We start from the raw sequence: 26923 nt of genomic DNA on the forward strand, positions 1-26923 counted from the left end.
TCACTTGGACAACCGCGTCAGATACTCTTCCAGGGCTTTGGAGTAGTTGTCGGCGTACCACTGGGCGTTGAGGGCGATCTGTTTTTTCAGGTTCGCTTCAGAGGCGCAGTTGGCTTCCAACTGCTCGGCCGTCATCAGTTTTTCCGTGGCGCTGTTGGACGGGCCGTTGCCCAGCAATTCAAACAACTTGAGCTGGCCTTCAGGCTGCAACGCGTGCTGGATGAACTGCATGGCCGGCTGAGTGCCCGCCGGGTTGCCATTGAGCACTGCCCAACTGCTGGAGTTGATGAAACCGTTGTCGAAGCTCCAGCGCACGCGGTTGTCGGTGTCTTCGCTGAGCAGCTTGGCGCGGGTGTGCCAGATCGCGCCCACCGCCACTTCACCGTCGACCATCAACTGCTGGCTCTCGGCGCCCGAGCTCCAGAACGACAGCACATGAGGCTTGATCTCGTCGATCTTCTTCATCGCCCGTGGCACGTCCAGCGGGTACAGCTGATCGGCCGGAACGCCGTCGGCGAGCAGCGCCGCTTCGAGCATCCCGTTCATCCATTTGTACAAGGTGCGCTTGCCGGGGAATTTCTTCACGTCCCAGAAATCGGCCCAGGTCTTCGGCCCGTTGTCGCCAAACTTGGCGCTGTCCCAGGCCATGACGTAGCTGAACTGGTAGCTGGCAATGCCGAAGTCGGAGGAGAGCGCCGGGGCCACCTGATCGCGCTTGATAGTGTTGTAGTCCAGCGGTTGCAGGATCTTTTCCCGGCCCAGGACGATGGCGCTGTAGCTCTCGACATCAACCACGTCCCAGCTCGGTTGACCGCTGGCCAGTTGCGAGCGGATCGCGCCCTCGGTCGGGCCGGCACCGTCGATGCGAACCTGGATACCGGTGTTCTTGGTGAAGGTGTCGGTCCACGCCGAACGGAACGCGTTCAGCGCGTCGCCGCCCCAGTTGACCACCACCAGCGGCTTGTCGGCCGACCAGCTGATGCCACTGCGCAACGCCAGCGGTACCGCCGCCAACAGGCCCATGGCCTGGATGAAGGTGCGACGATTGATCTGACCGCCACGGGCCTTCTCGATAAGCACTTCGATGCAGTCTTGTTGGTGATCCTGGCGCATGGGCGAGTCCTCAGTCGGCGGGTACCTGCGTGGGCACCGGCCTTTTTGTTGTCATTGGAAGAGAGCTTTGTGACGCTATGTTTTGGAGTTTCAGGCCTGCAGCAGGAAGCTTTGCTGCACCGGCCAGCTCAGCCACACCGGCGCGCCGCTGGGCATCAGCGCCCCCGGATGATTGCCGGGCACGGACAGGTTGATCGGCATGGTGTCGCCGCCGACCTTCAACGACAGGTGAGTGCTGGAACCCTGATAGACCTTGTCGGTGAGCTGCGCGGGCATCACGTTGTAGCCGTCCCGGGTCGGGCAATCGCTGTGCAGCTCCATGTGCTCGGGGCGCACGGCCAGCACGATGGGCGCATGGCTCAGCGCGTTCGGTGCCTGGGCGTGCAGCACGCTGGTGCCGCAGCGACCGCTGGCGGTCTGGCCATTGCGGGTCAGGTTGTCCAGCGGGAACAGGTTCATCCTGCCGAGAAACTCGGCGACGAAGCGGCTCTCGGGGCGGTTGTAGATGTTTTCCGGGGTGTCGACCTGGGTCAGCTTGCCGTGGTTGAAAATCGCGATGCGCGACGATAGCGCCAGGGCTTCGTTCTGGTCATGGGTGACGAACACGAAACTGGTGCCGACCTGGCGGTGGATGCGCTGCAATTCGCTTTGCAGTTGTTCGCGCAGGTTCTTGTCCAGGGCCGACAGCGGTTCGTCGAGCAGCAGCAGTTCCGGCTCGAATACCAGCGCCCGGGCAATTGCCACGCGCTGTTGCTGGCCGCCGGACATCTCGGCGGGTTTCTTGTGCATGTGCGCGCCGAGGCCGACCACTTCGAGGATGTGCTTGACCCGGCGGTTGCGTTCTTCGGCCGGGACTTTACGGATGCGTAGCGGGTAGGCGACGTTGTCGGCGACGGTCATGTGCGGGAACAGGGCATAGCCCTGGAACACCATGCCGTAGTTCCGCTTCTCGGCGGAGCGCCGGATGATGTCGACGCCTTGCTCCATCAACTTGCCCGAGGTCGGGCTGAGGAAGCCGGCCAGGATCATCAGTAAGGTGGTCTTGCCCGAGCCGGAGGGGCCCAGCAGGGTCAGGAATTCGCCTTGGCGAACATCCAGGTCGACGTTATCCAGCGCCGCGAAACGGCCGTAATACTGGCTGATACCTTGAGCGCTGAGCTGAATCGCTGAACGGCTGGACACAATGAGGTTCCTCTTTTTATTGCCCATAAGACGTACGAGGACGGAGGCAAATCCGAAATGGGCTTTGGGCGTTATTATTGTTAAAAATATCGCTACATCAATGGAATTATTTTGCCCGTATTGGTTAGTTTTATTGAACAAACACCTGGCTGGCGCAATGCACCGAGATAGAGCTTTACCCTGTGGGAGCGGGCTTGCTCGCGAAGGCGGCGTCACATTCAATTTTTTTGGCGACTGACACACCGCCTTCGCGAGCAAGCCCGCTCCCACAAGGGGATGTGGCGTGTGGTTTAGAGGGTGTCCTGCCAGGTCTGGTGGGATGACTGCAGTTGCGTCTTGACCCAGTTGCTGAAGGCCTGGACCACCGCGCGCTCGGCTTTTTGCGGGTCGGCCGCCAGGTAATAACCCCGGTGTAGATCAATGGTGATGTCGAACGGGCGCACCAGCAGCCCCTTGGACAAGGCATCGCCGCTGATCAGGTTGTCGCCGATCGCGATGCCCTGGCCGGCAATGCAGGCCGACTGCGCACAGTGGGCGTCGGAGAAGAGGATGCCGCTCACCGCGTTGACCCCCGAGGCTCCGGCGGCGGTCAGCCAGACGCGCCAGTCCGAGTAATCAGTCATGTGCAGCAACGCGAAGTTGCTCAGCTCCTGGGGGCTTTTCAGGCCGCTCAGCGCGTTGATCAGGCGCGGGCTGCACACCGGAAAGAAGCGCAGCGCGACAATCTCTTCGACGACCATCTCCGGCCAGTCGCCAATCCCGTAGGCGATGAACAGGTCGGCGCCGGGGTTGCTGATGTCATCCGGTGTGCGCGGGGAAATCAGCTGCAACTGCACCTGCGGGTACTGGCGCAGGAACGCGCCAATGTGGTGGCACAGCCAGTAGGTGGCAAACCCCGGCGCGCAACTGACGCACAGCCGACCGGAGATCTCCTGGTCGTCGCTCGACTGCCCGGCATCGAGCAGGTTCAACAGAATCCCGTGGACCTCCCGGGCATAACGTTCGCCCTGATACGTCAGGCCGATACCCCGGCCGATGCGCTCGGTGAGGGCGAAGCCGACACATTCCTCAAGCTTGCTGATCTGGTGACTGATGGCGCTGCGGGTCAGGTTCAGTTCACGGGCCGCAACCGACACGCTGCCTGTGCGGGCGACTGCATCCAGCGCGCGAAGAGCGGTCATCGAAGGAAAGCGCATAAATCATCCCGTCTTGTTGTGAGTGGATCATATGGTGACGTAAATCGAACAGTCAGGCCAAAAAAAATCGATTGTTGTATCGGTTGATTCAACAATACTAGCGCCAATTGTCATCGGGCCGGTATGGCCCTTCATCCAAGAGGTGCTGCATGACCCGTTGTGCCCAGGCGCTCGTTCAGTTGCTGGAAGGCTATGGCGTCGATACCGTCTTCGGCATTCCCGGCGTGCATACGGTCGAGCTGTACCGCGGCTTGCATGGCAGCCGCCTGAAACACGTCAGCCCGCGCCATGAGCAGGGCGCCGGCTTCATGGCCGACGGTTATGCCCGCGCCAGTGGCAAGCCCGGGGTGTGTTTCATCATCACCGGCCCCGGCATGACCAACATCATTACCGCCATGGGCCAGGCTTACGCGGACTCGGTGCCGATGCTGGTGATCTCCACCTGCAACCGTCGCGAACACTTGCGCCTGGGTCACGGTCACCTGCATGAGCTGCCGGATCAGCGCGCACTTGTTGCCGGGGTCTGCGCCTTCAGTCACACGCTGCAGCACCCGGCACAACTGCCCGAAGTGCTGGCGCGGGCCTTTGCCCTGTTCGGCTGCACGCGGCCACGACCGGTGCACATCGAGATTCCGCTGGACGTGTTGGAGATGTCCACCGAGGGCCTGGACTTGCGCCCGCGTGCGCTGCCGGCAGCGCCAGCGCCGGCACCGGAGGCCATCGCCAGTGCGGTCGAATTGATCCAGAACGCCAAGCGCCCCTTGATCCTTGCCGGTGGCGGCGCACGCCGGGCCAGCGCGGCCCTGAGCGCGCTCGCCGAACGTCTTCAGGCCCCCGTGGCATTGACCACCAACGCCCGGGGTTTGCTGGCCCCCGAACATCCTCTTTTGCTCGACGGCGTGCAGTCCTCGGCCCATGGTCGCGAGCTGTTCGCCGAGGCCGACGTGGTGCTGGCGGTCGGCACCGAGCTTGGGGAAACCGACTACGACTTTTTCGGCCTTGGCCCCTTGCAGTTCAAAGCGCCGCTGATTCGCCTGGACATCGATCCGCTGCAAATACTTGGCGTGCAAGCGGCCACGGTCGGCTTGCTGGGCGATGCCGAGCAGGGCTTGCTCGCGTTGTTGGAACGGCTACCGCAACGACAGGCCGATCTCGCCTGGGCCGCTGAAAGCGTAAGCCGGGTCAATGCCCTCGAGCACGCCGGCTGGAGCGCAAAGCAGAGCCGTATGCAGGCCTTGCTCGATACCCTGCGTGATCACTTGCCACAACCGCTGATCGTCGGTGATTCGACCCAGCCGGTGTACCAGGGCGCCCTGGGCTACCGGGCACCAACACCCAACAGCTGGTTCAACGCCGGCAGCGGCTACGGCACCCTCGGCTACGGTTTGCCCGCCGCCATCGGCGCCAAGCTCGCCGATCCATCGCGGCCGGTGGTGGCCTTGGTCGGCGACGGTGGCCTGCAGTTTTCCAGCGCCGAACTGATCGCTGCCAAGGAAGCGGGTGTCGGTGTGATCCTGCTGCTGTGGAACAACAGCAGCTATGCGGAAATCCGCGACTACATGAACGCCAAGGCGGTGCCGTTGCTCGGGGTGGACATCCTCACCCCGGACTTCGCCGCCCTGGCCCGAAGCTGCCACGTCGCCCATCACCGGGCGAGCAACCTGCACGACCTGCGCGAGCTGCTGGGGCAACTGGGCAGCAGCGTCGTACCGGTGATGATCGAGGTCGATGCCGCGACCTTTCTTGCCGACTAAAACAACAACAGATTTCAGGTCCGCGGACCTTTCAATCTCCCTGAACTCAAAGGTGGCTTACATGGCTGAGTCCGATAACTTTTCCTCTACCCATTCCGTGCAGGGGACCTACGCCGACCTGATCCTCGCCAACGGTCGCATCTACACCCAGGACCCTGCCAACCCTTGGGCCGAGGCGGTGGCGATTCGCGATGGCAAGTTGATCGGTGTTGCCAGTCTCAGCCAGATCGAGATGTTCAAGGGCCCGAACACCCGTGTGCATGACCTGCAAGGCGCGTTCTGCATGCCCGGCCTGCACGACATGCACACCCACCCCGACCTCGCGCTGGCGCCGCGCTACGCCGATGACCTCGACGTCGGCATCGAAGACCCGACGCCCGAGCAACTGCGCGAGAGCATCCTCGCCTATGCCGACAGTCATCCGGGTGATGGCTGGATCTACGGCCAGTACTGGGTGCGCTACACCTTCCGTGAAGCCGGCCTGACCCCGGGCCGCGCCTGGCTCGACAGTGTCATGCCCGACCGCCCCGTGGCGCTGCTCGACCGCATGTGGGGCACCATGATGGTCAACTCCAAGGCCCTGGAACTGGCCGGGATCGATGGCAACACCAGCGACCCGCGCAACGGCTATTTCGAGCGTGACGAACTGACCGGCGAACCCACCGGGCTGATGATCGACGGCGCCTACGCGATGATCCACGCCGCCATGCCGCCGACCCCGGTCAGCGTGCTGCGCCGCGCCTATCGCGATGGTGTGCACTTCCAGAGCTCGCGGGGTGTTACGGCAAGCAAGTACGTGCACGTGTGCGAACAGCGCTTGCAGGCCCTCAAGGAACTGGATGACAGCGGCGAACTGACGGTGCGCATCGAAGCGGCGATCAGTTGGCAGGACGACATTTTTCCGGTGCGTCGTCGCTGGGAATTGCTGGCCGGCGAGCGTCATTACTATCGCAGCGCACGCCTGAGCGCCAACGCGGTGAAGTTCCACTTCGACGGCACTGTGGAGCCGAAGTCTTCGTACTTGCTGACCCCGTGGCCGCAGGAATCGAGCTGGCGCGGCAAGCTCAACCTGACCCCCGAGCACATCACCGACATGGTGGTGGACATGGACCGCAAGGGCATCCGCGTGATCGCCCACTGCACCGGCGACGGTGCGTCCGACGTGTTCCTCGATGCGGTGGCCGAGGCCCGTCGACGCAACGGTTTCAGCGGCGTGCGCCACCAGTGCGCCCACAGCACCTTGCTGCACCCGGGTAACCTGCCACGCTTCAAGGAACTCAATGTCATCGCCGAGTTTTCCCCGGCGGCCTGGTACCCGACGCCGTTCGCCAGCGGCGCGCGTTCCGGCTACGGCCAGGAACGCCTCAAGCGCATCTACGACTTCAAGGGCGTGCTCGCCGCCGGTGGCACCGCGGTGATGGGCACCGACTGGCCGGTGGCGTCCATCGACCCGTGGCTGGCCCTGGAAACCATGATCACCCGGCAGAACCCGTGGAACGACGACCCGGCCTGCTTCGGCGACCCGATCAGCCTGGAACAGGCGCTGACCGTGATCACCAGCAACGGCGCCGTGGCCATGGGCCTGGAGCACAGCACCGGCAGCCTGCAAGTGGGCAAGGCGGCGGACCTGATCGTGATCGATCGTGACCTGTTCGCTAAGCCTGCGCGCAACTACATCCACAAGACCCAGGTGCTGCTGACCTTCGTCGAAGGGCAACTGGTCTACGACCGTCATTCGACACTCGAAGCGGTCGGCCTCAAGGCAGTCTGGCAGGGCGAACCACCGGTGCTGGAGGGCAAGGCAGAATGACCACGCCACGTATCGCCGTGACCGTCGTCTCGGGCTTTCTCGGTGCCGGTAAAACCACCTTGCTCAACCGCATGGTGCGCCGCGCCGAAGGCAGTCGCCTGGCGGTGATCGTCAACGATTTCGGCGAGCTGAACATCGACGCCGCCATTGTTTCCGAGGTGACTGACGCGGTGTACAGCCTGCAAAACGGCTGCATCTGCTGCACCGTGCAGGAAGACCTGCTGGCCCAGCTCGGCAGCCTCGCGCAGCTTGAGCCAAGGTTGGAGCGTATCGTCATTGAGTGCAGCGGCGTGTCCGATCCGCAGCGCATCGTGCAGACCCTGGCTTATCCACAGCTGCGCAGCCAGATGCAGCTGGACATGGTGATCACCGTGGTCGACGCCACCCGTCACCTGCAACTGGACGGTGAATACGCCCGCCTGGCCAGGGCCCAGGTGGCCGCTGCCGACTTGCTGCTGCTGAACAAGACCGACTTGGTCGACGCGCTTCAGTTGCAGGCGCTGCGTGATGCACTGGGCTCCAGGACCCGAATCCACGAAAGCGTGCAGGCGCAGTTGCCCGATGCCTTGTGGCTGGAGACCGACCTGGAGCTGGAAACCCGGGCACTGAAACCGCTGACTCGGGTTGCCGATGGCGACCATGGCGAGATGTTCAGCAGCTGGTTGTGGCAGAGCGATTTGGCGCTCGATGCCGAGGGTTTGCGTGGCTGGTTGCAGGCGCTGCCCAGTGACGTGTTTCGGGTCAAGGGTCTGGTGCGGCTGGCCCAGGGCAACAAAACGCACTGGTTGCAGCACGTTGGCACGCGCAGTCAGTTTGCGCCGGCCACCGAACAGGCGAGCGTCACGCGCCTGGTATTTATCGCGCGCCGCGGTTTTGATGGCTGGGACGCGTTGGGGCAGGGGCTTGAGGCTTGCACCGCGAAGGTGAGCGCATGAATCCGACCGAACAACGCTTGCGAGAAGAACTCGCCGCCTGTTACCGACTGGTGGCGTACTTTCGCATGACCGACCTGATCTTCACCCACATCTCGGTGCGCATCCCGGGGCCCGAGCATCATTTCCTGATCAACCCCTACGGGCTGATGTTCGACGAAATCACCGCGTCCAACCTGGTCAAGATCGATCTTGATGGACACGCCGTCGAACCGTCGCCGTACCCGGTGAATCCCGCCGGCTTTGTGATCCACAGCGCCATTCATGGCGCGCGTGAAGACGCTCAGTGCGTGCTGCACACCCATACCAAGTCCGGTTGCGCGGTGGCCGCGCTCAAGTGCGGGTTGTTGCCGGTGAATCAGATCTCCATGGAGTTCTACAACCGGGTTGCCTACCACGACTACGAAGGCGTGGCGCTGGACATGAGCGAGCAGCAACGGCTGGTGGCGGACATGGGCGACAAACCCGTGCTGATGCTGCGCAACCATGGCCTGCTGACGGTGGGTGAAACAGTGGGGCAAGCGTTCATGCGCATGTACTACCTGGAAAAAGCCTGCGACATCCAGTTGGCGGCCATGGCGGCGGGTGAACTGGTGTTGCCGCCGGCCGAGGTGTGTGCGCACACCGAGCGCCAGTTCAACGAACCGGGGCGGGCGCTGGGAGAGGGGGAGCTGAATGATCCGGATGCGATGCAGCTGGCGTGGGCAGCGTTGTTGAGGTTGCTGGAGCGGGTGGCGCCTGGGTATCGGAATTAATCCGTGGCTCTGTGGTGAACCGGCTGGCCCCTTCGCGAGCAAGCCCGCTCCCACAAAGGGGTATGTCGCAGTTCCCCTGTGGGAGCGGGCTTGCTCGCGAAGGGGCCATGCCAGACTTCACAAATTTTCAGGCCTGCCTCGGTGTATTCAGGTTCATGGATCGCACCGCCAGTGCCGATGCGGTCTGCTCATCGACAGGCAACGTAAATCGGAACGTCGCCCCTCGCCCCGGCACATCGATCAACTGAATCTCAAGCCCATGCAACTGCAGGATGCGGTGCACAATCCGCAGCCCCAATCCGCCATCACGCCGTGCGCCACCGATATTGAACGGCCGCAAAAACAACCCTTCGCGTAATTCCGGAGCAATTCCCGGCCCGGTGTCGCTGACCGTCACTTCAATGAACGCCCCCTTCGGACGCAACCCCAGTTCGATTTCGCCCCCAGGCTGGGTGTGGCGCAAAGCGTTGTCGAACAGGTTGGTCAGCACCCGTTCGATCAACCCCAGGTCAGCGCAGGCCGCAGACACGTTGGGGGCGAAGGTGGCTTTCAATTCGACCTGGCGCGCCTCGGCGGTCAGTTCGAATTTCTGGAAAATATCCTGGGCCAGGTCGGTCAGGGAGAAGCGCTCCAGCACCGGTTGCACGAAGCCGTGTTCCAGCCGCACCAGTTCCAGCAACGACTGCGCCAGGCCGCCGACCTTGCGGCTTTGATCCAGGGCGATGCCCAGGTAGCGACGACGCTCTTCGGGTGACAGCGTGGCGTCCTTGAGCGACAGGGTTTCCAGATAACCATGCAGCGACGCCAGCGGCGTGCGCAGGTCGTGGGAGATGTTCGCCACCAGTTCGCGACGCTCCTGGTCCTGGCGGGTCAGGGAACGCCATTGCTCGCCCAGGCGCGCCTGCATTTGCCGGAACGTGGCGTCGAGTATGGCGATCTCATCATGGCTGGCGGTTTTGTCCACAGTGACGGGCAGGGTCGGCGAGACCGGGACGCCGTCGATGTCGAACTGGCTGACGGTGTCGGTCAGGCGGCGCAAGGGCCGGGTGATCAGCGCGAACGCGGCGAGACCGGCAATCAGGCACAGCAGCGCGACCAGGCCGATCGACAGCAGGGCGGTATTGAGGGCTGCGCTGGTGGCGCCGCGCTCGGCCAGGCGATCGTGGTCTTCACCCAGCAGCACCACGTAGAGATAACCGACCGCCTTGCCGTCGACCTTCAACGGTGCGGCGCTGAACACCTTGCGCCCATCGACACTGCGCGGATCGTCACCGGCAATCGGCAGGGCGTCGCCCCGCAGCAGGCGCTGGATCGGCGCCAGGTCGACGCGCTCGCGGCGAATCCGGCCTTCGGGCGCGGCGCTGCCGACGATCTTGCCCTGGGTGTCGAGCAGGTACACCTCGACACTGGGGTTGACCTGCATCAGCTTGCTGAACAGGTCGCGCACGGCATTGGGCATCAGGCCCTGGGTGTCCATCAGCACCGTGTCACTGGCGATGTGCTGCGCCAGATCCCGGGATAGCCCTTGCACCACTTCCTGCTCATGCATCTGGTTGGAGCGCACCTGCAGCCACGCCGACGTGCCGCAGCACACCAGCAGCAGCGCGGCGAACACCAGGGACAGGCGCTGCGTCAGGGTCAGCCTCATGGCTGCGCTTCCTCCCCGGTGGCGAATTTATAGCCGCGGCCCCAGACCGTGAGGATGCGCACCGGTTGCGCCGGGTCGGCCTCGATCTTGGCGCGCAGGCGATTGATGTGGGTGTTGACGGTGTGTTCGTAGCCTTCGTGGCTGTAGCCCCAGACGGCGTTGAGCAGGTCCATGCGCGAAAACACCTTGCCCGGCTGGCGGGCGAAAAAGTACAGCAGGTCGAACTCCCGGGGCGTAAGGTCCAGGCGCCGGCCGTCGAGGGATACCTCGCGGGTGATCGGGTCGATGGCCAGGCCGTCGATGAGCAAACTGCCGGCGTCCATCTTCAGGTTGCGTGCCATGGCCTCCACCCGACGCAGCAACGCCTTGACCCGGGCCACCAGTTCGAGCATGGAAAACGGCTTGGCCAGGTAATCGTCGGCACCCAGTTCCAGGCCGAGAATCCGGTGCACTTCACTGGAGCGCGCACTGGTGATGATGATCGGCGTGTAGCGGGCCATGGCGCGGGCGCGGCGGCAGATCTCCAGGCCGTCGACACCGGGCAGCATCAGGTCGAGGATCAGCGCATCCCAGTTGCCCTGTTGCAGCAGGCGCATGCCTTCAGTGCCATCGGCGCTGTGCACCACCTCGAACTGCTCGTCACGCAGGTGCAGGCAGATAAGGTCGGCGATATGCAGGTCATCCTCGACCACGAGGACGCGTTTGGTCTGTTCCATCCAGCTCAATCCTTCGGCGCGATGAGCGCATTGTGCGGGTTTTTCACGGCCCGAGTTATCACGAATTGTTTAACTTCCCGTGAGGATTTGGCGATCAAGCCAAGACTAGGCTGTGCTTCATCAAAGAGCCCTGGATTTTCTGGAGACAGCCATGTTTTCACCACGCATTTCACGCCGGCAATTTCTCTTCGCCAGCGGCGGGCTGGGTGTTGCAGCCCTGGCGATCGGCCTGTTGCCGAAATTCTCCATGGGCACAGCGCTGATCAGCGACGCCAGCGCCGCCGAGGCCTTCGAAGTGACCCACAGTGACAGCGAATGGCACGCCATATTGAGCGACGAGCAGTACGAAATCCTCCGCGAAGAAGGCACCGAACGAGCCTACAGCAGCCCGCTGAACAACGAGCACCGCGACGGCACGTTCGCCTGCGCCGGGTGCCAATTGCCGCTGTTCTCTTCGGCGACCAAGTTCGACAGCCACACCGGCTGGCCGAGTTTCTGGGCACCGCTGGACAAGGCCGTGGCCACCCGTCAGGACCGTTCCTACGGGATGCTGCGCGAAGAGGTGCACTGCCGGCGTTGCGGCGGGCATTTGGGCCATGTCTTCGACGATGGGCCGAAACCCACCGGCCTGCGCTATTGCATGAACGGTCTGGCGCTGAAGTTCGAGCCCGGGACTGTCTGAATTTCCCTGCATCCCTCTGGAGTCTGTGACATGAAGAGCTTGTTCACCTGGCGCCGCACCCTGTTGGGGCTGGCCACCGCCGGCATCATCGGCCAATGCTCGGCGTTTTCCTTTGACGGGGCTGAAGAGGCAGTGCTGCTACCGCCACCGACCCTCGACGAAACCACCCAGGCCCGTAGCGAAACCGCCATATTCGCCGGGGGGTGTTTCTGGGGCGTCCAAGGGGTGTTCCAGCACGTCAAGGGCGTGAAAAATGCCGTCTCCGGTTACGCCGGTGGTGGCGCCAATACGGCGCAGTACGAAAGCGTCAGCGGTGGCGATACCGGGCATGCGGAATCGGTGGAGGTGACCTTCGACCCGAGCCAGGTCAGCTATGGCACGTTGCTGCAGATCTACTTTTCCGTGGCGCACAACCCGACCGAACTCAACCGCCAGGGCCCCGACACCGGCACCCAGTACCGCTCGGCGATTTTTACCAAGAGCAGCGAACAGCAACGGGTCGCCCAGGCCTACATTGCCCAACTCGACGCGGCGCATGCGTTCGACAAGCCGATAGTGACCAAGCTGGAAAGCTACAACGGGTTTTACCCGGCGGAAGAAGAACACCAGGACTTCCTCACCGAGCACCCAACCTATCCCTACATCGTGATCAACGACTTGCCGAAGGTGGCGCAGCTCAAACAGCTGTACCCGGATCGTTATCAGGACAAACCGGTGCTGGTGAAGGCGGGGATGTAGGCCGCTAAGGCCGTTGTCCGCAGATCCCCCACATCTGCAGGGCGAAGTCGACGAAACGTCGCAGTTTCGGCAAACGGTAGCGATCCTGTGCATACATCAGGTTCATCGGCCGGCTCGGCGGGGTGAACCCGGGCATCAAGCTCAGCAGCTTGCCGTCCTGGATATCTTGCTCGACCAGGACATCGGGCAACATCACGATGCCCATGCCGGTTCGCGCCGCCTGGTGCAGTCCGGCCGAACTGTTGATCAGCATCGGCCCGCTGACCGCCACCGAGACTTCGCCTTCGGGGCCGGCCAGGCGCCATTCCTTTTCCACCGAGTGCCAGTCATCCCCGGCCGGATAGGCGAAGGACAGGCAATCGTGGTGGCGCAGGTCTTGCGGTTTCTGTGGCGCGCCGCGCCGGGCCACGTACGCCGGGGATGCGCACATGGTCAGGGTGTAGTTGATGAGCGGGCGGGCAATCAGGGTGGTCGACTCCAGGGCACCCAGGCGAAAGGCCACATCCAGACCGTGTTCGAGCATGTCCGGACGACGGTTGGTGAGCATCACGTCGAGTTTTACCCGCGGGTAAAGCAGGGCAAATTCGCTCAGGGCCGGCGCCAGTTTTTCCGTGCCGAAGGTCAGGGGCGCCGAGATGCGCAGGGTGCCGCTGGGTTCATCCACCGCTTGCTCGGCCAGCCGTTCGGAATCTGCCACCAACCCCAACACTTCGAGGCAGCGCTGGTAATACGCGGTGCCAAATTCGGTCAGCCGCTGGCGCCGGGTGGTGCGGTTGAGCAGGCGCACGCCGAGGCGCTGCTCGAGGGCCTTGAGGTGATTGCCGACCATGGTCGTGGACATTTTGCACTGCGCAGCGGCGCCGGTCATGCTGCCGGCCTCTACCACTTTGACGTACACGGTCATTGCCTGGAACAGATCCATTATCAAGTTCGACTTTAAAATGATTGAAGTATTGCAGTATTTATCCAGCTCAGGTGGCTAACCATACTGCAAAAACAACGACCCTTGATGGAGCCTGATGCCATGACCGCCGCCTGCCTGATGAGCACTTACCAACCCTTGGCCCTGAGTTTCAACAAGGGCCTGGGCACGCGCCTGTGGGACCAGGCCGGTCGTGAATACCTGGATGCGGTGGCCGGGGTGGCGGTGACCAACGTCGGCCACTCGCACCCGAAAATCGTCGCGGCCATCAGCGAACAGGCCGGCCTGTTGCTGCACACCTCCAACCTCTACAGCATCGACTGGCAGCAACAGCTGGCGCGCAAGCTGACCGGTCTTGCCGGCATGGACCGGGCGTTCTTCAACAACTCCGGGGCCGAGGCCAACGAAACGGCACTGAAAATCGCCCGGCTGCATGGCTGGAGCAAAGGCATCGAGCAACCCTTGGTGGTGGTCATGCACAACGCTTTCCATGGCCGCACCCTCGGCACCCTGTCTGCCAGTGATGGCCCAGCGGTGCGCCTGGGCTTCAACAAATTGCCCGGGGATTTCATCAAGGTGCCCTTCGGCGACCTCAAGGCGCTGAACCAGGTGCAGCAGGCGCACGGCGCGCGCATCGTGGCAATCCTGATGGAGCCGATCCAGGGCGAAGGCGGCGTGCAATTGGCGCCACCGGGTTACCTGAAAGCCGTGCGCGAACTGTGCAACCAGCGCGCCTGGTTGTTGATGCTCGATGAAATCCAGACCGGCATCGGCCGTACCGGGCGGTGGTTCGCGTTCCAGCACGAAGGCATCGTCCCGGACGTCATGACCCTGGCCAAAGGCCTGGGCAACGGCGTACCGATCGGCGCCTGCCTGGCCCGTGGCAAAGCCGCCGAACTCTTTACTCCCGGCAGCCACGGCAGCACTTTCGGCGGCAACCCGCTGGCCTGCCGGGTCGGTTGCACGGTGCTGGACATCATCGAGGAACAAGGCCTGCTGGAAAACGCCCGGCGCCAGGGCGAGCGCCTGTTGGCCAGGTTGCGCATGGAATTGGCGGACAATCCGAATGTCCTGGCGATCCGCGGCCAAGGCCTGATGATCGGCATCGAACTCAAGCAACCGATCCGCGACCTGAGCCTGATCGCCGCCAGGGATCATGCGCTGCTGATCAACGTGACGCGGGGGCAGACCATTCGTTTGTTGCCGCCTTTGACGATTGATGAGCGGGAGGTGGAAATGATTGTCAGGGGGGTGAGTCAGGTGCTGAATACAGCCGGGTAACCAGCGCTGCCATTTGTGCCCGATCCGTCAGCCGGATTTTCGTACCGGGAAATCCTTCGAACAACTGCCGATGGGCCGCATAGCCGCTGGACCCGTCACGCTGACGATAGCTACCTGCCCACTCCATCAGGGCAATCAGGCGTTCATCGTCGTTGACTTCACGCTGGCGGATATTGGCCACGCAAACCTCGTCGGCAACGCTCAACCAGATCAGCGCAGTCGTGCGGGGCAGGAGTTCGCGGGCGATCCAGCCATACACGCCTTCGATCACCCAGCGTTCTTGCCCGGCCGCGATTCGGGCCATGGCCAGGGCTTCGCCGCGCGGGCGGGGGATGCTGTGTTCGTCGGACAGCCAGTGAAGGCGGTCGAGATCGGTCCAGGGCACCTGCAATCGCTCGGCCAGCCGCTGGGCCAGCCAGCTCTTGCCGGAGCCGGAGTTGCCGATGATCAGGGTTCGGGTTAAATCCATGAGCGACACCGATCAAACTGTGGGAGCGAGCCTGCTCGCGAAAGCGGTGTATCAACTAGCAGATATGTTGAATGTTAGATCGCTATCGCGAGCAAGCTTGCTCCTACAGGTTTCAGTCCAGCCCTTCAGTCTCAGGCGCCACCATCCGCGTCTTCGGCGCGCCATTGGCGTTGTGCTGGAAAATATCCCGTGGCTGCCCTTGTTCATTGAAGTACACCTGGCCGATCCCCGCCGAATTCCACAGCCGTTCACCCGCTTCAGCATGCTCCGGAACGTGCGGCACGATGCGCATGCGCCGACGCTTGGTCAGCCAGTTCAGCGGCGAGCGCGGGGAGTACAGCCAGCGGTTGAGGCGGTCGAACCACTCCAGCAGGGCCGGCGGGAATTCGTTCTTGATCCCGCTGCTGGTGATCTGCCAGATGCGCGGGCCGGCCTTGCGGTGGCGGATCAGCACTTCGTAGACGAAGGAGTAATGCACATCGCCCGACAGCACCACGTAGTTACCCGGCGTGCGCGAGTGGCGGAAAATGTTCAGGATCACCTGGGCCGCGCCGCGATGGGCCATCCAGTTCTCGGCGTCCACCAGCAGTGGATAACCCAGCCAGCTGAACACCCGTTGCACGGTTTCAATCAGCTTGACGCCGAAGATCGGCGCCGGCGAAACGATGATCGCCGAGGGATGATCAAGCAGTTCCTGCTGTAGTTCGCTGAGAGCTTCCCAGTCCAGCAGGCCCGACGGTTGCTTGAGGTTCATCTCGCTGCGCCAGCGCCGCGTGCGGGTATCGAGCACCACCATAGCCGGCGTGGTGGGCAGCACGTAGTGCCAGTGCTGGAAGCGCAGCAGCTCATCGATCAGCGCGTCCTGGACATCGCTGTCCAGGTAATGGTCATCGCCGGTGGCGCTGAGCGAACGGGTTTTTTCCAGCACATCGACGAACGCATCCGGATTGTTGCCCCAGCCCTGGCACAGCATGTAGGCCAGCAGCGCATTGCCGATGATGCGTCGGGAAAACGGATGGCCGTAGGCCGTTTCCTCCCATTGCGCGGAAAGATTCCAATCATCGGTAATGTCGTGGTCATCGAAAATCATCAGCGTCGGCACATGCGCCAGCGCTCGCGCGACCTTGTCCAGGCCAGCCTTGAACGCGTCGATGCGCGTCTGCTCCAGGGCATAACGCTCGCGCCGTTCCTTGATCAGTTTCGGCGGTTTCGGCGCGATCAGGGTCCAGGGCGTCGGCGACCAGACCAGCAGGTACATGGCCATGACTTCGGCGAAGGTCACCAGGTGATTGTCGGCACTGCTGCTGGTGAAAATTGGTTTGCGCGCGCCGCCGAAAAAGCGCTCGCGCAGGGTTTCGTTGCTTTGCAGCGCCGGCAGCAGATCCGCGCGGTGGTAATAACAGGCGGCGTGTCCGTACAGCTCGGCGCTGTCGCTGACCACGGCGCCGGCCAGATGCTCACCGAACAACCCCAGCCGCTCGATCAAGGCATGGATCGCCCGCAGGGTCGGCCCGGCGACATCGTCGGCGTAGACCTGATCCCCGCTCATCATCAGCAGCGCCGGACGTTCGCTGGCCAGGTGGTCTTGCGCCAATAGCCTGTCGACGCACAGCAGGCCGTCGGTCGCCGGGTGATGGGGTTTGCGGCAGGAACCATGCAGCAACTGCTCGATGCGCGCACGCAGGACGAAGTTCGGCGCAGTTGCATCGCCGTACAACAGATGCGGCGCCCAGGTGGCGATGCCCGTGCCGTCATCGATCAGCAGGTCGTACTCGATCAACTCATCGCAGGGCAGGGCGGCGTCCAGCGCCACATCGATCAGGTGCACAAAAGCATGGGTACCCACGGCAACAACCATGCATTGCCCGGCATCGAGACGAATATCGCCCACGCCCTGCAAGCGCAGCGTCAACTCCAGCGCCCGCGAACCCACCAGCCACAGCACCAGCCGCGTCGGCTCCAGGCGCCGCAACATTGGGCCTGCCAGCACCGCTGGCAGTGTTTGAAGGTCGTCAGGCAAAGGCAGTGTGTCAGGCATCCGGGGGCAGGGCTCTTGGGGGCGCGGGGCAGCGATGATAACGCAGGTGGGCGCTGCTGCCTTTGTGTACTGACAGACTCAAATGCGTGCACAGGCTAAAGTGAGTCATTCATGCTATATGCAGGCATTCGCGAAGAAGAGGGTAAACATGAACAGAATCATCCTGCCAGCGCTGGTTATCCTGCTGACCGCGCAATCCCCGGCGTACGCCATCAACGACAAATACCGCAAGCAACTCGAGCAATCCGGCTGCACCCAGGTCAGCGAGACCCAGGGCTGTGATATCCACAAGAGCAAAGTGGAAAACGCCAAGGCCGGCTTCACCAACCCCGCCGCGGACAACTCGACCACCCAGACCCCCTATGCCGGGCAGTGGGTGGCCAAAAGCGATGCAGGCGCGACAGTCGCCACCATCCGCATCGATGCCAAGGAGCAGGTCTGGGTGAACGGCAAACGGGTCGATGCCAAGCGCACCGATGGCACCCTGCAATTTCACCAGGGCAAGCTCACCTTCACGATTCAGGGTGATCGACGGCTGACGGGAGAGGATTACTGGACGGACAGTGATGCGGGGACCAAGGGGCCGATTGAGATTGAGTGAGCAGACAGGAGCTCGAGAACGACGCATACCACGTGTGGGAGCGAGCTCGCTCGCGAAGGCGTCGGCACATTCAGCAATGATGTGACTGACACACCCCTTTCGCGAGCAGGCTCGCTCCCACAGGGGATTGTGGTGAATTTGAGGGATCTTCAGCGCATAAAAAAGGGCCTGCAAATGCAGGCCCTTTTCACTTTCCCGAACATAAATCTTCGGATAAGGGCTACAGCCCTACCGGAAGCATCTGACTTACACCCGCTGGCATTTCGACTCTCATAAACACGCACTGAAACAGCGTGAAAAACAATAAAAAGAGGTCACCCGAAATGAGCGAGCCATCAAGCCCTGTGCGTATAGCAGTCGTGCAATTCGATCCACAAGTCGGCATCGAAAATTGCGATGCGAATCTGTGTCGTAGCCTGGAACTGGCGCTGGAGGCGGTCACCGGCGGTGCGAACCTTATTGTGCTGCCTGAGCTATGCAGCACCGGTTATTTCTTCAGCAATCGGCAGGATGCTTTTGAACATGCGCAGTTGATACCCGGCGGGCCAAGCGCGCAACTCTGGATCGACTTTGCCTCCAAACACAGCGTCTACATCGTGGCCGGCCTGGCCGAGCGCGACGGCATGCGGCTCTTCAACACCTCAATACTCGTTGGCCCTGACGGTTTCATCGGCAAATATCGAAAAGCCCATTTGTGGAATCTGGAGAAACTCTGGTTCACACCGGGCGATCTTGGTTTTCCGGTTTTTGATACGCCCATTGGCCGCATCGGGATGTTGATTTGTTGGGACATCTGGTTCCCGGAGGTACCGCGCATCCTGAGTCAGCAAGGCGCCGACATCATTTGCAGCGTCAATAACTGGGTCTGGACGCCTCCGCCGCTGTTCGATGAAGCCGGCAAGTGCATGGCGTCGTACCTGACGATGACGGCGGCACACGTCAACAATGTGTTTATCGCCGCTGCCAGCCGGATTGGTGAGGAGCGAGGTGCCCGCTACCTCGGCTGCTCGCTGATTGCCGGGACCAATGGCTGGCCGATTGGCGCCGTAGCATCGGCAGACCAGCAGGAAATCCTGTTTGCCGATATCGACCTGACCAGCTCCCGCAGCGCCCTCATCTGGAACAACCTGAACGATCTGCATCGTGATCGTCGAGCCGATCTCTACGATCAAATGCTCGGCTACACCCAGCACCCATGTCTCCCACGTTGATAAGGGGGACCTGACCCATGGAAACCACAACCGATAAAAACCGGTTTGCCACCAGATCGCTTTTTGATGTGGCGGTCATCCTGCTGATGATCGGCGCGACACTGCTGATTGTCTGGCTTTCATTCACCAATCGTTCGTTCTGGTCCGCCCATTGGCCGAGTTACAGCGACATGGTGTCGAGCCTTCCCCAGCCGAGTGCCTGGTTACGTTGGCTGCTCGGCGACATCAGCGAGGTGGCATTCTACAAACACGAGTTCGCCTCGATCGGACTGTTGGCGGGCGCCTATCTCGCTTACTGGGCGAATCGAACGGGGAGAACCTGGCAAGGCTTCAGCATTTCCTATGGCACGGGGCTATGGCCGTGGCTGATCACCAGTTCGCTGCTCGGGTTGCTGCTGAGTAACGTGCTGTGGGGCTGGACGGTGACCGCCACCAGTTGGCAGCCGACATTTGCCGCGTTCGTGTCGCTGCCAGCGGCGATGGTGCTGATGTTTGGCGGTGGCTGGAAGGTCACGATCAACGGCGCGATCATGGGCGCCGTACTCGTCACGCCCATGTGCCTGCTGATCGTCAATTACCTGTGTAACCCGTTGGGATTGCCGGCGGTGATCGGCAATGTCCTGGGCATGGCGGTCGCCAGCGTCGTGGCTTTTCTGCTGTGCCGCTACCGGCCCAGCTTGATGAAGTCCGAACAATCCGCGACACCACCCTCCAAGCCTCCCGCGCCCGCCACCAAGGCGCCCGACTACGGGGTGATCTGGAGCATGCGCCGGGTCTTGGCAGACTTTTCCGAAGCGCCATTTTTCGGCAATGAACTGGCCAGCCTCGGCTTGTTACTCGGGGTATTGCTCGCCTACAGCATGAACCCGATGAGCCCGGCGTACGGTTCAGGTCTGCTGCTGCACATCATCGCTGCACAAGCGCTGACCTCGGCCATCGGGGTGGTGATCTGGCGTCGGCAATGGATGTTGCGCGGCTGGTACCCCACTTACGTTCCTCTGGTGTCGGTGGTGCCTGCGGCGATTCTGACCCATGGCGGCAGTTGGCTGGTGATCGTTTCGAGTGCATTGCTGGGGGCATTGATCGCACCGCCTCTGGCCTGTGCGATTGCCAAGCGTTTGCCGGCCGACATGCATGCCTACATCGGCAATGTCCTGTCCATGGCCATCAGCACGTTGCTGATCGTGCCGCTGATCGGCGTCCTTATCGCGGGGTAAATGCCACCGACCTTTGGGCTGTACCCCGTCCTTAACCGGGTACAGCCACCTCTCTTTACGAACACATGAGGTATCACATGGAACTGCCCAAACTCGCCATCGCGGCACTCGGCGGCACGGTGAGCATGCAAGCCAGGAATGCCGGCGAAGGCGTTATCCCGACCGTCAGCGGCGAGACTCAACTGGCGTCCGTACCGCATTTGGCGACGTTTGCCCAGGTGACCGTTGAAACCCTTGGACTGCTACCCAGCGCTTCACTGGATTTCGGATTTTTACTGACTGTATTGTCGTGGGCGCAACTTCAAATCAAGCAAGGCGCCGTGGGTGTCGTGTTGACCCAAGGCACCGACACACTCGAAGAAACGGCAACGTTTTTCGATTACCTTTGGCCCCACGACGCACCACTGGTGCTGACCGGTGCGATGCGCTCGGCAGCACAGCCAGGGGCCGAGGGACCGGCGAATCTGCTGGATGCATGCCACGTCGCCCTGGCCAGGAACAGCCAAAAGCGTGGTGTTCAGGTGGTGATGAACGGGGAGATTCATCAAGCGAGCAGCGTGCGTAAAACTGATTCGCTGGCGTTGCAGGCGTTTACCTCTCCGGTCGTGGGACCTGCAGGCCTGGTAATGGAAGACCGCGTTCACTACCTGCGCGCGCCGGATCAGCGTAAGGTTTTGCCCCTGCCGCAACGGACAACACAGAAGGTTGCGATGTTGGAGGCATCCCTCTCGGCTGACACGCTGCTGCTGGAAAACATCCTTGCGCTCGGTTATGACGGGCTGGTGATAGCCGGTTTCGGCGCCGGACATGTCTCGCAGAGCTGGGCGACGGTGATTGAGCACATCGCCGAAAGAATCCCTGTCATCATCGCGACCCGCACCGGTTCCGGCTCTACCGCACAAGCCAGCTATGGTTTTAATGGCGGTGAGATGGATCTGATTCGCAAGGGTGCATCGATGGCGGGATTTCTATGTCCGCGTAAAGCCAGGATCTTGCTTTGGCTGTTGCTTGGCTGTCAGCGGCAACATGAGTTGTCGCTCTACCTGAAAAGTGAAAGCCGCATTCAAAATTGATACATGACCCTGTAGGAGCCAGCAAGCCGGCTCCTACAGGGATAGCGTTTTTCCAGTCGCTACCAACCCGCGCCACTCACCGCCTCTTGCACCAACGGATGCAAATCCGCCCCCTTATGCTCCGTCTGCCAGGCCAGCAATTCCTTGCGCATGCTCGGTGCCCAGAACATCTGCAGGTGATTGCGCACGCCCAGCACTGCCTGCTCCTGGTCCGGTTGCGTGGCAAAGTACTGGCCGATCTGGTTGGCCATCTTGATCAGGTTTTCAGTGCTCATCGGCGCACCTCGGCCTTATCACCACGGGCGTGGCGGCGATCCTTGAGCAAGCGGTCCTGTTCTTCGCTGAACGCCTGGAAGCGCTTTTGCCACTCCGAAGGGTGATACACGCGGCTGACTTCCACGGCCGTGACCTTGTACTCCGGACAGTTGGTGGCCCAGTCGGAGTTGTCGGTGGTGATCACGTTGGCGCCTGATTCAGGGAAGTGGAAGGTGGTGTACACCACGCCCGGGGCGACCCGTTCGGTGATCCGCGCGCGCAACACGGTCTGCCCGGCGCGGCTGCCGATGCCGACCCAGTCACCTTCGTTGATGCCACGGCTTTCGGCGTCAGTTGGATGGATTTCCAGGCGATCTTCATCGTGCCAGGCGACGTTCTCTGTACGCCGGGTTTGCGCGCCGACGTTGTACTGGCTGAGGATGCGCCCGGTGGTCAGCAGCAGCGGATAACGGGTGTTGACCTTCTCCTCGGTCGGCACATAGCCGGTGAGCATGAAACGCCCCTTGCCGCGCACGAATTCCTCGATGTGCATGGTCGGCGTGCCATCCGGTGCCGCGGCGTTGCACGGCCATTGCAGGCTGCCGTGGCGATCGAGTTCGGCGTAGCTGACGTTGGTGAAGGTCGGCGTCAGGCTGGCGATTTCATCCATGATTTCCGATGGGTGTTTGTAGTTCATCGGATAACCCAGGGCGTTGGCCAGCGCCACCGTACCTTCCCAGTCAGCCTTGCCACCCAGTGGGTCCATGACCTTGCGCACCCGGGAGATGCGCCGTTCGGCGTTGGTGAAGGTGCCGTCTTTTTCCAGGAACGAGCAGCCCGGCAGGAACACGTGGGCGAACTTGGCGGTTTCGTTGAGGAAAATGTCCTGCACCACGATGCATTCCATGGCCGACAGCGCCGCGGTGACGTGCTGGGTGTTGGGGTCGCTCTGGGCGATGTCTTCACCCTGGCAATACAGGCCCTTGAAACTGCCGCCCAAGGCTGCCTCGAACATGTTGGGAATGCGCAGGCCCGGGTCAGGTTGCAGGGTGACGTTCCAGGCCTGTTCGAACTGCGCTCGTACCACCTCGTTGGAGACGTGCCGGTAGCCGGGCAGCTCATGGGGGAAGGAACCCATGTCGCAGGAGCCCTGGACGTTGTTCTGCCCGCGCAGCGGGTTCACGCCCACGCCTTCACGGCCGATGTTGCCGGTGGCCATGGCCAGGTTGGCGATGCCCATCACCGAAGTACTGCCCTGGCTGTGTTCGGTGACGCCCAAACCGTAGTAGATCGCCGCATTGCCACCGGTGGCATACAGTCGCGCAGCGGCACGGATATCGGCAGCGGGTACACCGCAGATCGGGCCAAGCACTTCCGGTGAGTTATCCGCACGGCTGACGAACTCGCTCCACTGGGCAAAATCGCCAGGCTCACAACGGGCGTCGATAAAGTCTTGTTTGAGCAATCCTTCAGTCACGATCACGTGGGCCAATGCATTGAGCATGGCGACGTTGGTGCCGGGGCGCAGGGCCAGGTGATACTCAGCGCGGGCATGCACCGTATCCACCAGATCAATGCGACGCGGATCGATGACAATCAGCCGCGCCCCTTCCCGCAAACGGCGTTTTAACTGCGAGGCGAACACCGGGTGCGCATCGCTGGGATTGGCGCCCATCACCAGGATCACATCAGCCTGCATCACCGAGTCGAAACTCTGGGTGCCGGCGGATTCGCCCAACGTTTGCTTGAGGCCATAGCCGGTCGGCGAGTGGCAGACCCGTGCACAGGTGTCCACGTTGTTGTTGCCGAAGGCCGCGCGCACCAGTTTTTGCACCAGATAGGTTTCTTCGTTTGTGCAGCGGCTGGAGGTGATCCCGCCGATGGAATCGCGGCCGTATTTCTGCTGCAGACGGCGGAATTCACTGGCAGCGTAGGTCACCGCCTCATCCCAGCTGACTTCCTGCCACGGGTCGTTGATGTGCTTACGGATCATCGGCTTGGTGATGCGATCCGGGTGTGTCGCATAGCCCCAGGCAAAGCGCCCCTTGACGCAGGAGTGGCCGTGGTTGGCCTGGCCGTTCTTGTCCGGCACCATGCGCACCAGCTGGTCGCCTTTCATCTCGGCGCGGAACGAGCAGCCCACGCCGCAATAGGCGCAAGTGGTGATCACGCTGCGCTCGGGCTGGCCCAGTTCGACCACGCTTTTTTCCATCAGGGTCGCAGTAGGGCAGGCTTGCACACAGGCGCCGCAGGACACGCATTCCGAGTCGAGGAAGTTATCCCCACCGGCCGCCGCGACACGGGATTCAAAACCGCGCCCGGTAATGGTCAGGGCAAAGGTGCCCTGGGTTTCTTCACAGGCGCGCACGCAACGGTTGCAGACGATGCACTTGCTCGGGTCATAGTCGAAGTAGGGGTTGGAGGTGTCCTTCACATCGGCCAGATGGTTCTCGCCTTCATAGCCATAACGCACCTCCCGCAGGCCGACCTGACCGGCCACGGTTTGCAGCTCGCAGTTGCCGTTGGCCGAGCAGGTCAGGCAGTCCAGCGGGTGATCGGAGATGTACAGTTCCATGACGTTGCGGCGCAGGGTCGCGAGTTTCGGCGTCTGGGTGTGCACGCTCATGCCTTCGGTGACCGGCGTGGTGCAGGACGCCGGATAACCGCGCATGCCGTCGATCTCCACCAGGCACATGCGGCAGGAGCCGAACGCTTCCAGGCTGTCGGTGGCACAGAGTTTCGGAATGGTGGTGCCCAGCAGCGCAGCGGCGCGCATCACCGAAGTGCCTTCGGGCACGCTGATGCTGCGGCCGTCGATGTTCAGGGTGACCTGCACCTGGCTGTCGCGCGCGGGCGTGCCCAGGTCGATATCGGTGTTCGGGTCGAAGAGAGTGATCATTGCTCGGCCTCCGAGGGCAACAAGCCGAAGTCGGCGGGGAAGTGCTTGAGGGCGCTGGCGACCGGAAAGGACACCATGCCGCCCAACGCACACAGCGAACCGTATTGCAGGGTGTCGCACAGGTCCTTGAGGATGATCACCTGCTCATCACGACCGCTCGGGTCTTGCGCGGCCAGCAAGCGGTCGATCACCTCCACACCCCGGGTCGAGCCGATGCGGCACGGCGTGCATTTGCCACAGGACTCCTCGGCGCAGAACTCCATGGCGAAGCGCGCCATGTGGGCCATGTCCAGCGTGTCGTCCGCCACCACCACACCGCCGTGACCGAGCATCGCGCCGATGCCGGCGAAGGCCTCGTAATCCAGCGGCGTGTCGAATTGCGACGGCGGCACCCAGGCGCCGAGCGGGCCACCCACCTGCGCAGCTTTCAGCGGCCGACCACTGGCGGTGCCTCCGCCGTAGACTTCCACCAGTTCCCGCAGGGTCAGGCCAAAGGCCCGCTCCACCAGCCCGCCGCGACGCACATTGCCCGCCAACTGGAAGGGCATGGTGCCCAGGGAACGGCCCATGCCGTAATCGCGATAGAACTGCGCGCCCTTGGCCAGAATCAGCGGCACCGAGGCCAGGGTCAGCACGTTGTGCACCAGCGTCGGCAGGCCGAACAAGCCCTTCAAGGCAGGGATCGGCGGCTTGGCGCGGACGATCCCGCGCTTGCCTTCAAGAGAGTCCAGCAGCGCGGTTTCTTCACCGCAGATGTACGCGCCGGCACCGACCCGCACTTCCATGTCAAAAGCCTGACCGCTGCCGCCGACGTTGGCGCCGAGGTAACCGTTCGACCGGGCGATCTCCAGCGCGTTGCGCAGTGTCGCCACAGCGTCCGGATATTCCGAACGCACATAGATGTAGCCATAGGTGGCGCCGACGCACAGACCGGCAATGGCCATGCCTTCGATCAGCAGGAAGGGGTCGCCTTCCATCAGCATGCGATCGGCAAAGGTGCCGGAGTCGCCTTCGTCGGCGTTGCACACGATGTATTTTTGGGCAGCTTCGGTCGCGCGCACCGTGCGCCATTTGATCCCGGCGGGGAAGGCCGCGCCACCACGGCCACGCAGGCCGGAGTCGAACACCGACGTCGCAGTTTGCTCGCCGCCGATGGCGACGGCCCTGGTTAAACCTTCGAAACCGCCATGGGCTCGATAATCGTCCAGCGACAACGGCCGGGTAATACCGGCGCGGGCGAACAGCAGGCGTTGTTGAGTCTTCAGATACGGCAACTCTTCCACCAGACCCAAGGCCAGGGGATGAGCGGATGGATCGCCTTTCAGCGCTTCGAGCACCGATGGCACATCGGCAGCCGTCAGCGGGCCGAAGCCGATACGACCTTGCGGGCTGTCCACTTCCAGCAACGGTTCCAGCCAATACAGCCCGCGCGAACTGGTGCGCTGCAGCTCCAGCGGCAGATGGCGTTCGTGGGCCTGAGTGACAAGCGCTGTCGCCACCTCATCGGCCCCCACGGCACAGGCCAGCGAATCACAAGGCAGGTAGAGAGTCGGCATCAAACTTCCTCCCGGCAAGCATCGAGCAACGAATCCAGCCGCTCGACACTCAACCGCGCATGCACCCGGCCATCAAGCTCCAGCGCCGGCGAACAGGCGCAGGCACCCAGGCAATACACCGGTCGCAAACTGATGCTGCCATCGGCGCTGCTGCCGTGGTCATCCAGTTGCAACCGCTCACGCAACTGCGCGGCCAACTGTTCGGCACCACGACTCTTGCACGACTCGGCTCGGCACAACCGCAGGATATGCCGAGCGGGCGGTGCGGTACGGAAATCATGGTAAAAACTGATCACCCCACGCACCTCGGCCTGACTCTGGTTCAGCGCATGGGCAATCTCGGGGACGGCGGCATCGGGGATGTACCCAATGCGCTCCTGAATATCATGAAGAATGGGCAACAGCGCACCCGCAGAGCCCTTGTGGCGCTCCAGCAGGCTGTTGACCAAAGGCACGTGCATACTCTCATCAGGCATTCAGCAATCCTCACGGTCACGGACAAACCAGCTGGTTGTCGGTCGTCCGAAAGTGTCGGCTGCGGCACTCACACCACGTCACGGAATCGTGGCAATTTCAGGCCGTTGGCCAGGGCACCCTGAGCGGGCATCTTGTTGTGCCCGGCACGGTCTTCGCCGCACCTCAACTGGGCATAAAGGGCAGCTTGCCACGCCGCTATTGATCGCATTGCACCAAAGCGACGTACTCGGTTCTGCCTACGACTATCCATTAAGTCTAGATGAGTGAGGCGCGGCGCGTTCACTCACCGGCCCAATGCCCAAAGGGCCTGTCGATGGCTGATGTATAACAAGCATTACAGGCGAGAAGAAGCATCAGAACCCAGGGCAATTCTACGGAGCAGATGCGCTGATCCATTG

23 protein-coding genes are annotated in these 26923 nt (G+C 62.4%); 11 read left to right on the forward strand and 12 right to left on the reverse strand.

What is annotated here, in order from left to right; all coding sequences use genetic code 11:
• The 3 genes from BKX96_RS01380 to BKX96_RS01390 all read right to left on the reverse strand — a co-directional run bounded on the left by BKX96_RS01380 (position 1) and on the right by BKX96_RS01390 (position 3491).
• The gene (locus BKX96_RS01380; protein ID WP_046820434.1) at positions 1-1113 is read right to left on the reverse strand and encodes an ABC transporter substrate-binding protein; all 1113 of its coding nucleotides are present in this window, start codon (positions 1111-1113) and stop codon (positions 1-3) included.
• A 90-nt stretch (positions 1114-1203) separates the two neighbouring features.
• Positions 1204-2295: an ABC transporter ATP-binding protein gene (locus BKX96_RS01385; protein ID WP_082240436.1), complete on the reverse strand. Its 1092-nt coding sequence runs from the start codon at positions 2293-2295 to the stop codon at positions 1204-1206.
• A gap of 290 nt (positions 2296-2585) precedes the next feature.
• Positions 2586-3491 (reverse strand): LysR substrate-binding domain-containing protein, encoded by a 906-nt coding sequence (locus BKX96_RS01390; RefSeq protein WP_046820432.1) that lies wholly within the window; start codon positions 3489-3491, stop codon positions 2586-2588.
• Positions 3492-3640: 149 nt separating this feature from the next.
• Here BKX96_RS01390 and BKX96_RS01395 point away from each other — a divergent pair, with 149 nt between their 5' ends.
• The 4 genes from BKX96_RS01395 (at position 3641) to BKX96_RS01410 (ending at position 8742) form a co-directional block, all read left to right on the forward strand.
• Positions 3641-5245, forward strand: a complete 1605-nt coding sequence (locus tag BKX96_RS01395) for a 5-guanidino-2-oxopentanoate decarboxylase (RefSeq protein WP_077182484.1) — start codon at positions 3641-3643, stop codon at positions 5243-5245.
• 61 nt (positions 5246-5306) lie between these two features.
• A complete protein-coding gene (locus BKX96_RS01400) occupies positions 5307-7055 on the forward strand; it encodes an amidohydrolase (protein ID WP_077182485.1) in 1749 nt (582 codons plus the stop codon).
• Positions 7052-7990 (forward strand): CobW family GTP-binding protein, encoded by a 939-nt coding sequence (locus BKX96_RS01405; RefSeq protein WP_077182486.1) that lies wholly within the window; start codon positions 7052-7054, stop codon positions 7988-7990. Before BKX96_RS01400 ends, BKX96_RS01405 begins: the two co-directional genes overlap by 4 nt.
• Positions 7987-8742 carry a class II aldolase/adducin family protein gene (locus BKX96_RS01410; RefSeq protein ID WP_046820428.1) on the forward strand — a complete coding sequence of 252 codons (756 nt, stop codon included), beginning with the start codon at positions 7987-7989 and terminating at the stop codon, positions 8740-8742. The genes BKX96_RS01405 and BKX96_RS01410 overlap by 4 nt, the downstream gene beginning before the upstream one ends.
• A gap of 127 nt (positions 8743-8869) precedes the next feature.
• On the opposite strand, the gene BKX96_RS01415 is transcribed toward BKX96_RS01410, so the two are convergent.
• Both BKX96_RS01415 and BKX96_RS01420 read right to left on the reverse strand, forming a co-directional pair.
• Positions 8870-10390 carry a sensor histidine kinase gene (locus BKX96_RS01415; protein WP_077182487.1) on the reverse strand — a complete coding sequence of 507 codons (1521 nt, stop codon included), beginning with the start codon at positions 10388-10390 and terminating at the stop codon, positions 8870-8872.
• Complete coding sequence (locus tag BKX96_RS01420; RefSeq protein WP_046820426.1) at positions 10387-11106, reverse strand: response regulator transcription factor; 720 nt, start codon at positions 11104-11106, stop codon at positions 10387-10389. Before BKX96_RS01420 ends, BKX96_RS01415 begins: the two co-directional genes overlap by 4 nt.
• Positions 11107-11257: 151 nt before the next feature.
• Between BKX96_RS01420 and msrB the strand changes: the two genes are divergently transcribed.
• Together msrB and msrA are read left to right on the forward strand one after the other, a co-directional pair.
• Positions 11258-11788: a peptide-methionine (R)-S-oxide reductase MsrB gene (msrB, locus tag BKX96_RS01425; protein WP_077182488.1), complete on the forward strand. Its 531-nt coding sequence runs from the start codon at positions 11258-11260 to the stop codon at positions 11786-11788.
• 30 nt (positions 11789-11818) lie between these two features.
• On the forward strand, positions 11819-12526 hold the full coding sequence (gene msrA / locus BKX96_RS01430) for a peptide-methionine (S)-S-oxide reductase MsrA (RefSeq protein WP_077182489.1): 708 nt from the start codon (positions 11819-11821) through the stop codon (positions 12524-12526).
• 4 nt (positions 12527-12530) lie between these two features.
• Here the strand turns inward: msrA and BKX96_RS01435 are convergent, their stop codons facing one another.
• Complete coding sequence (locus BKX96_RS01435) at positions 12531-13448, reverse strand: LysR family transcriptional regulator (protein ID WP_046820423.1); 918 nt, start codon at positions 13446-13448, stop codon at positions 12531-12533.
• A gap of 102 nt (positions 13449-13550) precedes the next feature.
• On the opposite strand from BKX96_RS01435, the gene BKX96_RS01440 reads away from it, so the two are divergent.
• A complete protein-coding gene (locus tag BKX96_RS01440) occupies positions 13551-14729 on the forward strand; it encodes an aspartate aminotransferase family protein (RefSeq protein ID WP_077182490.1) in 1179 nt (392 codons plus the stop codon).
• Here the strand turns inward: BKX96_RS01440 and BKX96_RS01445 are convergent.
• A complete protein-coding gene (locus BKX96_RS01445; protein ID WP_046820421.1) occupies positions 14692-15198 on the reverse strand; it encodes a P-loop NTPase family protein in 507 nt (168 codons plus the stop codon). The genes BKX96_RS01440 and BKX96_RS01445 overlap by 38 nt on opposite strands.
• Positions 15199-15310: 112 nt before the next feature.
• Complete coding sequence (locus tag BKX96_RS01450) at positions 15311-17236, reverse strand: alkaline phosphatase D family protein (RefSeq protein WP_046820420.1); 1926 nt, start codon at positions 17234-17236, stop codon at positions 15311-15313.
• 148 nt (positions 17237-17384) lie between these two features.
• Between BKX96_RS01450 and BKX96_RS01455 the strand changes: the two genes are divergently transcribed.
• From BKX96_RS01455 to BKX96_RS01470, 4 genes are all read left to right on the forward strand, one after another.
• Entirely contained in the window at positions 17385-17837 is a 453-nt protein-coding gene (locus BKX96_RS01455) for a hypothetical protein (protein WP_077182491.1), read from the forward strand.
• A gap of 323 nt (positions 17838-18160) precedes the next feature.
• Positions 18161-19048: a nitrilase family protein gene (locus tag BKX96_RS01460; protein WP_046820418.1), complete on the forward strand. Its 888-nt coding sequence runs from the start codon at positions 18161-18163 to the stop codon at positions 19046-19048.
• A 17-nt stretch (positions 19049-19065) separates the two neighbouring features.
• Complete coding sequence (locus BKX96_RS01465) at positions 19066-20265, forward strand: threonine/serine exporter family protein (protein WP_077182492.1); 1200 nt, start codon at positions 19066-19068, stop codon at positions 20263-20265.
• A gap of 77 nt (positions 20266-20342) precedes the next feature.
• Positions 20343-21338: an asparaginase gene (locus BKX96_RS01470; protein WP_082240437.1), complete on the forward strand. Its 996-nt coding sequence runs from the start codon at positions 20343-20345 to the stop codon at positions 21336-21338.
• Between the two features lie 59 nt (positions 21339-21397).
• Here the strand turns inward: BKX96_RS01470 and BKX96_RS01475 are convergent, their stop codons facing one another.
• The 4 genes from BKX96_RS01475 to BKX96_RS01490 are packed head-to-tail and all read right to left on the reverse strand — an operon-like array spanning position 21398 to position 26524.
• A complete protein-coding gene (locus BKX96_RS01475; protein WP_077182494.1) occupies positions 21398-21613 on the reverse strand; it encodes a formate dehydrogenase subunit delta in 216 nt (71 codons plus the stop codon).
• The gene (fdhF, locus tag BKX96_RS01480) at positions 21610-24492 is read right to left on the reverse strand and encodes a formate dehydrogenase subunit alpha (protein ID WP_077182495.1); all 2883 of its coding nucleotides are present in this window, start codon (positions 24490-24492) and stop codon (positions 21610-21612) included. The genes BKX96_RS01475 and fdhF overlap by 4 nt, the downstream gene beginning before the upstream one ends.
• The gene (locus BKX96_RS01485; protein ID WP_077182496.1) at positions 24489-26048 is read right to left on the reverse strand and encodes a formate dehydrogenase beta subunit; all 1560 of its coding nucleotides are present in this window, start codon (positions 26046-26048) and stop codon (positions 24489-24491) included. Before BKX96_RS01485 ends, fdhF begins: the two co-directional genes overlap by 4 nt.
• Complete coding sequence (locus BKX96_RS01490; RefSeq protein WP_077182497.1) at positions 26048-26524, reverse strand: formate dehydrogenase subunit gamma; 477 nt, start codon at positions 26522-26524, stop codon at positions 26048-26050. Before BKX96_RS01490 ends, BKX96_RS01485 begins: the two co-directional genes overlap by 1 nt.
• Between the last annotated feature and the right edge of the window lie 399 nt (positions 26525-26923).

This window comes from Pseudomonas putida, assembly GCF_001976065.1.
GTDB lineage: Bacteria > Pseudomonadota > Gammaproteobacteria > Pseudomonadales > Pseudomonadaceae > Aquipseudomonas > Aquipseudomonas serbica.

Bases quoted from the DNA above. Each gene is read 5' to 3' on its own strand.
- BKX96_RS01380 (WP_046820434.1), bottom strand. From the start codon at position 1,113: ATGCGCCAGGATCACCAACAAGACTGCATCGAAGTGCTTATCGAGAAG.
- BKX96_RS01390 (WP_046820432.1), bottom strand. From the start codon at position 3,491: ATGCGCTTTCCTTCGATGACCGCTCTTCGCGCGCTGGATGCAGTCGCC.
- BKX96_RS01395 (WP_077182484.1), top strand. From the start codon at position 3,641: ATGACCCGTTGTGCCCAGGCGCTCGTTCAGTTGCTGGAAGGCTATGGC.
- BKX96_RS01400 (WP_077182485.1), top strand. From the start codon at position 5,307: ATGGCTGAGTCCGATAACTTTTCCTCTACCCATTCCGTGCAGGGGACC.
- BKX96_RS01405 (WP_077182486.1), top strand. From the start codon at position 7,052: ATGACCACGCCACGTATCGCCGTGACCGTCGTCTCGGGCTTTCTCGGT.
- BKX96_RS01410 (WP_046820428.1), top strand. From the start codon at position 7,987: ATGAATCCGACCGAACAACGCTTGCGAGAAGAACTCGCCGCCTGTTAC.
- BKX96_RS01415 (WP_077182487.1), bottom strand. From the start codon at position 10,390: ATGAGGCTGACCCTGACGCAGCGCCTGTCCCTGGTGTTCGCCGCGCTG.
- BKX96_RS01420 (WP_046820426.1), bottom strand. From the start codon at position 11,106: ATGGAACAGACCAAACGCGTCCTCGTGGTCGAGGATGACCTGCATATC.
- msrB (WP_077182488.1), top strand. From the start codon at position 11,258: ATGTTTTCACCACGCATTTCACGCCGGCAATTTCTCTTCGCCAGCGGC.
- msrA (WP_077182489.1), top strand. From the start codon at position 11,819: ATGAAGAGCTTGTTCACCTGGCGCCGCACCCTGTTGGGGCTGGCCACC.
- BKX96_RS01435 (WP_046820423.1), bottom strand. From the start codon at position 13,448: ATGGATCTGTTCCAGGCAATGACCGTGTACGTCAAAGTGGTAGAGGCC.
- BKX96_RS01440 (WP_077182490.1), top strand. From the start codon at position 13,551: ATGACCGCCGCCTGCCTGATGAGCACTTACCAACCCTTGGCCCTGAGT.
- BKX96_RS01445 (WP_046820421.1), bottom strand. From the start codon at position 15,198: ATGGATTTAACCCGAACCCTGATCATCGGCAACTCCGGCTCCGGCAAG.
- BKX96_RS01450 (WP_046820420.1), bottom strand. From the start codon at position 17,236: ATGCCTGACACACTGCCTTTGCCTGACGACCTTCAAACACTGCCAGCG.
- BKX96_RS01455 (WP_077182491.1), top strand. From the start codon at position 17,385: ATGAACAGAATCATCCTGCCAGCGCTGGTTATCCTGCTGACCGCGCAA.
- BKX96_RS01460 (WP_046820418.1), top strand. From the start codon at position 18,161: ATGAGCGAGCCATCAAGCCCTGTGCGTATAGCAGTCGTGCAATTCGAT.
- BKX96_RS01465 (WP_077182492.1), top strand. From the start codon at position 19,066: ATGGAAACCACAACCGATAAAAACCGGTTTGCCACCAGATCGCTTTTT.
- BKX96_RS01470 (WP_082240437.1), top strand. From the start codon at position 20,343: ATGGAACTGCCCAAACTCGCCATCGCGGCACTCGGCGGCACGGTGAGC.
- BKX96_RS01475 (WP_077182494.1), bottom strand. From the start codon at position 21,613: ATGAGCACTGAAAACCTGATCAAGATGGCCAACCAGATCGGCCAGTAC.
- fdhF (WP_077182495.1), bottom strand. From the start codon at position 24,492: ATGATCACTCTCTTCGACCCGAACACCGATATCGACCTGGGCACGCCC.
- BKX96_RS01485 (WP_077182496.1), bottom strand. From the start codon at position 26,048: ATGCCGACTCTCTACCTGCCTTGTGATTCGCTGGCCTGTGCCGTGGGG.
- BKX96_RS01490 (WP_077182497.1), bottom strand. From the start codon at position 26,524: ATGCCTGATGAGAGTATGCACGTGCCTTTGGTCAACAGCCTGCTGGAG.